Genomic DNA, 6,694 nt, shown 5'->3' with positions numbered 1-6,694 from the left:
AACATTCAACATTCCAAGTTGAATATTCCAAGTTAAAAAATGTTGAATATTCAATTAAGATTAACGAATTTTGAAATAAGAGAGTTAGAAAACTTCAACATTCAACATTCCAAGTTGAATATTCCAAGTTAAAAAATGTTGAATATTCAATTAAGATTAACGAATTTTGAAATATTGTAAAAAGATAAAAACCATAATTATATATAAGCCATGAAAAAATTTGATTTACACGAAAGATTAATTGATTTTGCAGTTCAGATTATTAATGTTACTGATAATGTTAAAGCATCAAAAGCAGGTAACCATTTATCAGGACAACTTGTTCGTTCTGGAACTGCTCCATCATTAAATTACAGTGAAGCACAAAGCGCAGAATCTAGAAATGATTTTATTCATAAAATGTCTATTGTACTGAAAGAACTGCGAGAAACTTATTCAAATTTGAAAATAATTTTTAAAGCAAAATTATATTTAGGTCAAGAGTTTGATATGACTTCAATCTTAAAAGAAAATGATGAATTAATATCAATTTTTGTTAAAAGTATAGAAACATCAAGAAGTAAAAATAAATAGAAGTGAATGTTGATATTTAATGAGTTTCAAAACTTCAACATTCAAAATTCCAAGTTGAATATTCAAAATTAAAAAATGTTGAATATTCAATTATGATTAACGAATTTAGAAATAAAAAACATGAAAATAATCGTACCTATGGCAGGTCGTGGATCTCGTCTTCGTCCTCATACTTTAACTATTCCAAAACCATTAATTCCTATTGCAGGAAAACCAATCGTGCATCGTTTGGTAGAAGATATTGCCAAAGTTATCAATCAACCAATTGATGAAGTAGCTTTTATCATTCACGAAAGTTTTGGAGCAATAGTAGAAAAAGATTTATTAGCTATTGCAACAAAAATTGGCGCAAAAGGAACTATTTATTATCAAAATGAAGCTTTAGGAACAGGTCATGCGATCATGTGTGCGAAAGATTCTTTATCTGGACCAGCAGTTGTTGCTTACGCCGATACGTTAATTCGTGCCGATTTCGAATTAGATGCAACTGCAGATTCTGTAATTTGGGTAAAACAAGTCGATCAGCCAGAAGCGTTTGGTGTAATTAACCTAAATGAAGCGAATGAAATTGTTGAATTAGTAGAAAAACCAAAAGAATTTGTATCTGATTTAGCTGTTATAGGAATTTATTATTTCAAAGATATTGCCGTTTTAAAAAATGAATTGCAATCGGTTTTAGATAATAATATTATTCATGGTGGCGAATACCAAATTAATGATGGTATCAAGCAAATGATGGCGAAAGGAATGAAATTCGTTCCTGGAAAAGTAGACGAATGGATGGATTGCGGAAACAAAGATGTAACTGTTGATACGAATAATAGAATGCTAGGTTTTTTACATAATGATGGAGAACATTTAGTGGATTATGATGTAAAACTTGAAAATTCAACTATCATTCCGCCATGTTACATTGGTGAAGATGTAGTTTTGATTAACGCAACAGTTGGTCCAAACGTATCTTTAGGAAAAGGTTGCCACATTGTAGATAGTACGATTAAAAATAGTTTAGTTCAAACACACGCACATATTAAAAATGCAAAGTTAGATAAAGCGATGATTGGAAACCATGTAAACTATAATGGCGATTTCACCAGCGTAAGTTTAGGCGACTATTCAACAATGGAATAATTTTTGCTTATCATAAATTGCATAAGGTTTTCATAATCTTTTAGATAAAATAATAAATTTTGCGGTACTTTGCGTAAGTCTTTGTGTATCTCTGTGTAACAACAAAACATGAAAAAAATAATAGCTTTTCTTTTCCTTTTTCAACTTTCTTTCGGTCAAGTCAATCCAGAAGAAGTAGAAACTGCGAGCAATGAATTTGAGAATAATTTTTATGAAGCTTTAAAACAAAAAGCGATTGAAAATTACGACAAAGCCATTATTTCATTGGAGAAATGCTTACAAACTGAACCGAATAATCCAGAAGTTCACTTCCAATTAGGAGTGAATTATTTAGCGCTAAAAAGTTATACAGATGCGCAAGCTTCTTTTCAAAAAGCAGTCGATTTAGAACCCAAACAACGTTGGTATTGGAATGGTTTATACGATGTGTATTACCAAACTAAAAATTTCAATAAATCTATTCCAATTGTTGAAAAGCTTGTAACTTTTGATGCAAATATGAAAGAAGATTTAGTGTCGTTGTACATGACTACGCAGCAATTTGATAAAGCCAAAATCGTAATTGACGATATTGAAAGCAAAGGAACCTTGACTAAAGCCATGGAAACCTACCAAATGCAAATTCAAAGTATGTCGAATGGTGAAAAACCAAAAATTGCCGACTTACAAGCTGCCATAAAAAGCAATCCAAAATCGGAACAAAATTATATCGATTTAATTTATCAGTATTCCACAGAAAATCAAGAACAAAAAGCATTTGAAACCGCTTTATTACTAGAAAAGGAAATACCAAATTCGGATATGGTTCATGTGAGTTTAGTGAAATTTCACATCAACGCTAACGATATTCCAAAAGCAACGGAATCTTATAAAAGAGTTGTGAAAAGCAATAAAATCGACTTTAAAATCAAACACCGAGTTTTAAATGAGTTTTTAATTTTTTCAACGAAAAATCCGCAATTGTTAACAGAAATCGACAATACATTAACGTATTTTGACAATACTATTGGAATGGATATCAACAAAGAATTAGGAAAGTTTTTTTACAATAAAAATAGTTTTGAATTGGCTCAAAAGTATATCGAAAAATCAAATGCAAATGACATTGAAGCCATCGATTTACTATTGAATATTTACGATTTTAATAAGCAATATGAAAAAATGACTAAAAAATCAGAGGAATATATCGACTTATTTCCAACCAAAGCCAATTTGTATTATTATGCAGGAAAAGGGAATAATAACTTGAAAAACTATAAAAAAGCAAAAGACTTTTTAGAAATGGGAATCGATTATGTAATTGACGATCCAAATTTAGAAACAGGATTTTGCAAACAATTTATAATTTGTGCCGATGGTTTATCGGACGCCAAAATGAAACAAACGTATCAAAAAAGATTAGATGCTATATCTAAAAAATAACATGAAAAAATTAGTAATATATTTATTTACAGCTGTATCAATTATGGCATGTAAAGCTAAAAAAACAGTTGCGGAACAAACCGTTTCTCAAGAGGCAGTTGTAGATACGAAAGCGAAAGAAATCATTCAAAAACATTATGAAAATGCATTGAATTTTCAAACGGCTTCCATACGTTCTTCAGCGGAATATCAAGACAAAAAACAATCGATTTCCATAAATGCCGATATCAGAATTAAAAAAGATGAAATCATTTGGATTAACCTTAAGTTTTTCGGAATTCCTATGGCAAAAGCATTTATCACACCAACACGTGTAAGTTATTATGAAAAAATAAACAACTCGTATTTTGATGGCGATTATTCAATTCTATCCAAAATGCTGGGAACCGATTTAGATTTTCAAAAAGTTCAAAATTTATTATTAGGAAGACCAATTGATAATTTAACCAAAGAAGATTTTATTGCAGAAGTTGCAGATAATTTATTTCAATTGAAGTCGAAAAACAAAACAGATATCGAAAAATTATTCAGTTTTGAAACCGCAAATTATTTACTAAAGAAACAATTTATCAATCAAATTTCTAAAAACAGAAACGTGATGGTAAATTATCCGTCTTTTTTCAATCAAGACAATATGTTCTTGCCAATTGGCGTTTCTATTTTAGCGAATCAGCAAGATCAGGTAAAAATTGATGTAGAATATAAAAAAATTACGTTTAATGAAGAATTATCGTATCCTTATTCTATTCCAGATGGTTATTCTCAAATAAAAATAGATTAATTTCGCAAAAAAAAATTCTAGCATGAACAAATTTCTTTTAACCCTATTCGTTGTGTTTTTCACCTTGTCTGTTTCTGCGCAAATTGACGAGAAAGAAAAGTTGGAACAAAGAAAAGAACAATTACAAAGAGAATTGTCTGAAGCCAAAACCAAACTTCAAAACGAAAAAAAGAAAGAAAAATCAGTTTTAAAGGAAATTGCTGGACAAGAAGCGCAGATTAAAATTTCCGAAAAAATCATTTCTACAATCGCCAAACAAGCTCGAATTTTAGATGACAATATTTATTTAACGCAATTAGAAATTAATAAGTTAAATAAGGATTTGAAAATCATGAAGGAAGATTATGCGAAAATGATTGTGAAATCGTATAAAAGTCGTTCAGAACAAAGCCGAATTATGTTTGTATTATCTTCTAATAGTTTTTTGCAAGCGTATAAACGTATGCAATATATGAAGCAATACGCGGGTTACAGAAAACGTCAAGCAGAAGAAATCAAAATCAAACAAACGCGATTAGGCGTTGCAGTTAACGAATTGCAAACCAACAAAAAGGAAAAAGAAGTGGTGATTGTTGAAAAAACAAAAATCAAAGCGGAACACGAAAAATTAAAAGAAGAGAAAGTACAAACCGCAAAACTTATCCAAAAAGACAAGAAAAAAATTGCAGCAGAAATTGCTAAAATGGATAAAGAACGCAAAAGTATCGACAAGAAAATCAAAAAAATGATTAACGATGCGATTGCTGCCGAAAACAGAAAACGTAAATTAGAACAACAAGCAGCAGCGAAAAAATCAGGAACAACAGCTCCTGTAAAAACCACACCAGTTTCATCTACGAAAATTGAACTAACACCAGAAGGAAAATTATCTTCAGACAGTTTTAAAGCCAATAAGGGTAGATTGCCGTGGCCAGTAGCCAAAGGGTATGTTTCAACTGGTTACGGAGATGTGCCGCATCCAGATTATAAAAATATCGTCATTCATAATAGTGGAATCGACATCACAACAGATCCAGGTTCTTCTGCGATGGCAGTTTTTGCTGGAGAAGTTTCAGGAGTGCAAGTATCTCAAACTACAAACACTTATACGGTGTTAGTGCGTCACGGAGATTTCTTTACAGCGTATAGTAACTTAAGTAGCGTTTCGGTTTCTGTTGGAAACAAAGTAACTGCCAAACAAGTTTTAGGTAAAATTAAAACTAACGCGAAAGGAAATTCAATATTAAAATTTGTAATCAATCAAAATACTACAGTTCTTAATCCAAAAAGTTGGATAGCACCTAGATAATTTTTTTTAGAAGCAACACATTTGTTTTCAAAAGACTAAACGTCCCGCTATCCGCTATATTTTTTTAAAATTGTTCCTTGAGCTGTCATACTGAGCGGAGTCGAAGTGCTCAAGGAACAATTTTAAAAAAGATGCCGCTACTATCGGGGCTAGATTACAACTATCATTTTCAGAAGACTTTTTTACAAAATTCGTTCAATCGGCAGTTTTCTATATGCTCTAATTTTAAGCGAAGCGTCTAAGCGATTTCCAAAAATCTATGTGACTAGGTGTTTTAAAAAAAAATCCCAACTTCCAACTTCCAACTTCCAACTTTATATTATCTTTGCACCATGCCAAAAATAGGAAACATCATTTTGCCCGATTATCCCTTACTTCTTGCTCCAATGGAAGATGTAAGTGATCCGCCATTTCGCCGTTTGTGTAAAATGCACGGAGCCGATTTGATGTATTCTGAATTTATTTCATCAGAAGGTTTAATTCGTGACGCCATGAAAAGCCGTATGAAATTAGATATTTTCGATTACGAACGCCCTGTCGGAATTCAAATTTTCGGTGGAGACGAAGAAGCCATGGAAATGTCTGCAAAAATTGTAGACACTGTTCAACCTGATTTGGTAGATATTAATTTTGGTTGTCCCGTAAAGAAAGTCGTTTGTAAAGGCGCTGGTGCTGGAGTTTTGAAAGACGTTGATTTAATGGTTCGTTTAACGAAAGCCGTTATCAAAGGAACCAGTCTTCCAGTTACTGTAAAAACCCGTTTGGGTTGGGATGAAGCTTCTATCAATATTGATGAAGTTGCCGAACGTTTACAAGATATCGGTGTGCAAGCTTTAACCGTTCACGCCAGAACGCGTGCACAAATGTATAAAGGGCATTCGGATTGGACACATATCGAACGCATCAAAAACAATCCTAGAATCACTATGCCAATTTTCGGAAATGGCGATATCGATTCTCCAGAAAAAGCCTTAGAATATAAAAACAAATTTGGTTTAGACGGAATGATGATTGGTCGTGCCGCGATTGGTTATCCGTGGATTTTCAACGAAATCAAACACTATTTCAAAACCGGTGAAAAATTAGCGCCACCAACCGTTGCAGATAGAGTAGAAGCAGCTCAAAACCACTTAATCTGGTCTATGGAATGGAAAGGTGAACGCGTTGGAATTGTAGAAATGCGTCGTCATTATACCAATTACTTCAAAGGTATTCAAGACTTCAAACAATACAAACAACGCTTAGTGACTTCAGACGGACACAACGAATTATTTGATATCTTCAATCAAATAAAAGAAGTGTACGCAAATTATGATAATGCTTTAACTGGGCAGTAAGATTTTTTTGTCAATCTGAACTCGTTTCAGATTCTCTACTATTCTTTCAGTTAAAACTCACCACTTAGTTTGTCATCCTGAAAGGATCTCACGCAAACTTTACATAGTTTCAATTTGTGAAATCTGTGATAATCTGTGTTCAAATCTTCGCGTTTTTCTCTG

The 6,694-nt window shown here is 32.2% G+C and carries 6 protein-coding genes; all 6 read left to right on the top strand.

The window, feature by feature from the left end:
- Positions 1–210 precede the first annotated feature (210 nt).
- Complete coding sequence (locus G6N05_RS12825; RefSeq protein ID WP_166130110.1) at positions 211–573, top strand: four helix bundle protein; 363 nt, start codon at positions 211–213, stop codon at positions 571–573.
- A 120-nt stretch (positions 574–693) separates the two neighbouring features.
- Positions 694–1,704, top strand: coding sequence for a sugar phosphate nucleotidyltransferase (locus tag G6N05_RS12820; protein WP_166130107.1), 1,011 nt, complete (start codon positions 694–696; stop codon positions 1,702–1,704).
- Positions 1,705–1,812: 108 nt separating this feature from the next.
- Positions 1,813–3,126 (top strand): tetratricopeptide repeat protein, encoded by a 1,314-nt coding sequence (locus tag G6N05_RS12815; RefSeq protein WP_166130104.1) that lies wholly within the window; start codon positions 1,813–1,815, stop codon positions 3,124–3,126.
- A gap of 1 nt (position 3,127) precedes the next feature.
- Entirely contained in the window at positions 3,128–3,907 is a 780-nt protein-coding gene (locus tag G6N05_RS12810) for a DUF4292 domain-containing protein (protein ID WP_166130100.1), read from the top strand.
- A gap of 22 nt (positions 3,908–3,929) precedes the next feature.
- A complete protein-coding gene (locus G6N05_RS12805; RefSeq protein WP_166130095.1) occupies positions 3,930–5,195 on the top strand; it encodes a murein hydrolase activator EnvC family protein in 1,266 nt (421 codons plus the stop codon).
- 332 nt (positions 5,196–5,527) lie between these two features.
- Complete coding sequence (gene dusB, locus G6N05_RS12800) at positions 5,528–6,532, top strand: tRNA dihydrouridine synthase DusB (RefSeq protein WP_166130091.1); 1,005 nt, start codon at positions 5,528–5,530, stop codon at positions 6,530–6,532.
- The last annotated feature ends 162 nt before the right edge of the window (positions 6,533–6,694 follow it).

The sequence above is a fragment of the Flavobacterium bernardetii genome, assembly GCF_011305415.1.
In the GTDB taxonomy this organism is placed as follows: domain Bacteria; phylum Bacteroidota; class Bacteroidia; order Flavobacteriales; family Flavobacteriaceae; genus Flavobacterium; species Flavobacterium bernardetii.
This window is presented reverse-complemented; position numbering and strand designations above follow the sequence as displayed.

Excerpts from the sequence above, each read along its gene's own strand:
- G6N05_RS12825 (WP_166130110.1), top strand. The coding sequence starts at position 211 with ATGAAAAAATTTGATTTACACGAAAGATTAATTGATTTTGCAGTTCAG.
- G6N05_RS12820 (WP_166130107.1), top strand. The coding sequence starts at position 694 with ATGAAAATAATCGTACCTATGGCAGGTCGTGGATCTCGTCTTCGTCCT.
- G6N05_RS12815 (WP_166130104.1), top strand. The coding sequence starts at position 1,813 with ATGAAAAAAATAATAGCTTTTCTTTTCCTTTTTCAACTTTCTTTCGGT.
- G6N05_RS12810 (WP_166130100.1), top strand. The coding sequence starts at position 3,128 with ATGAAAAAATTAGTAATATATTTATTTACAGCTGTATCAATTATGGCA.
- G6N05_RS12805 (WP_166130095.1), top strand. The coding sequence starts at position 3,930 with ATGAACAAATTTCTTTTAACCCTATTCGTTGTGTTTTTCACCTTGTCT.
- dusB (WP_166130091.1), top strand. The coding sequence starts at position 5,528 with ATGCCAAAAATAGGAAACATCATTTTGCCCGATTATCCCTTACTTCTT.